Origin of the sequence: Thioalkalivibrio sp. ALE11, assembly GCF_000381205.1 — a bacterium.
GTDB lineage: Bacteria > Pseudomonadota > Gammaproteobacteria > Ectothiorhodospirales > Ectothiorhodospiraceae > Thioalkalivibrio.
Genome location: NZ_KB906212.1, coordinates 1 through 1,483 on the forward strand (window position 1 = coordinate 1; position 1,483 = coordinate 1,483).

General features: G+C 40.9%; 1 protein-coding gene. It reads right to left on the bottom strand.

Annotated features, from left to right (window positions below; all coding sequences use genetic code 11):
* Positions 1-202: 202 nt before the first annotated feature.
* Entirely contained in the window at positions 203-1,342 is a 1,140-nt protein-coding gene (locus F620_RS15340) for a phosphotransferase family protein (RefSeq protein ID WP_155987053.1), read from the bottom strand.
* Between the last annotated feature and the right edge of the window lie 141 nt (positions 1,343-1,483).

Here is a 1,483-nt window from a genome sequence, read left to right on the forward strand (position 1 = left end):
CGGTGCCTTGGGCATCGGTCTGCTCCTGCTGTCGTGGCCCTGAAATCTACATTAACCCATGAAAGGGCTGTATGGCTTCAGGTTGACAGACAGGGATAGGCAGCATAAACAGGAAAGAGGAAGGCTTCTGATGCTTGAAAATAACTCCCTTTACCAACTAGAGCTCTCGCACAAGGAGCCATCTCCTTATATATCTTCGCCCTCATACCTTACCCTTGTCAACTGCATAAAAAACCTGATCAACTACTCCTACCATTTTCGCAAAAGAGTCCTTGTTTTTTCTCGCCAACCGAGAAACAGCGCCTATGCAAGCAAGATAAAAAAAAGACTTTTTTAATGAAGCAGGATCATCCCTAAAAACATCAAAACCCAAAAAAAGCCTTACACAACACTCCAGATCACTTGGATTTTTAGCATGAACTGAAATGTAAAAAGCGAAATCGAGCCCAATGGGGGCATCTTGCGCACGCCCCCAATCAATAATCTTAAAAGACTCATCAGACTTTATTAAATTACCATTATGCAAGTCGCCATGAGCTAAAAACTTATCTACAGAATCCATCGCAAAAAAATCAACAAGAAAAGGCTTGCTCAAGATACTATTTGCATCATAACCGTAAAACTCACACGCCATTTCAACAAAAGACTTTATCAAACCTATGCTGCCGACTCTAAAACTATAAAACATTCCCCTGAAACCAAAAATATCAATTTTCTCAGGCGGTGAAGACGTCAAATTTATTCTAATCCTCTCCTCTTCAACCCTAGAATAAAACGAACTTATCTTGCCAGCTACTCCCTCTTCAAAGACACTAGTTTCAGAAGCATTACTCAAAAACTCCAAATCCAAATAGCTAATATAGTCTCCAGCAGAGCCAGTGCCGAAGAAAGCAGGAATATATGGAAGTGATAAGCCTAAATCTTTCACTTTCTCGTAAAAACCAATCTCTTTTCTAATAGTTGACTTGGAGCTTCCAAACTTTCTAATAACACCTTTTTTAGAGTTTAAATAGAACCCTAAATTTTCGTCTCCACCAGCAAAAAAATCGACATTATCTATAGACACCTTACTGCCCAAAAAATCAAACCCACCCTCAGTGTAGCACTTATTGAAAATAATGAAAAAGCAATCGCCAGCCAAATTATAGCAGCCTAGCCGCCTAAACTCTCTGGCCACCGCCTCTATGTTTTCAAGACCTAAACTCGGCAACTTAAAATCAAAGACAGTAGAAATAAGAACAACAGCTTCGTCGCGATACCCCTGTTTCACGAGAGAACGTGAAGCCCTGATTGCATTATCGACCTCTAGACTTCCTTTAATGTCAGAAAAGAGCTTTTTCAAAAAGCACCTCACTATGCTTCAATTTTTTAATAAAGATTTTTTTCATAGCCTGAATTCAACCAACAAGTGCAACGCCACGTCATGCGGCGCGTCGCCGCTGTAAAGATTGCTCCAGCACTTCGATCGGGGCCCGGTAGCCGA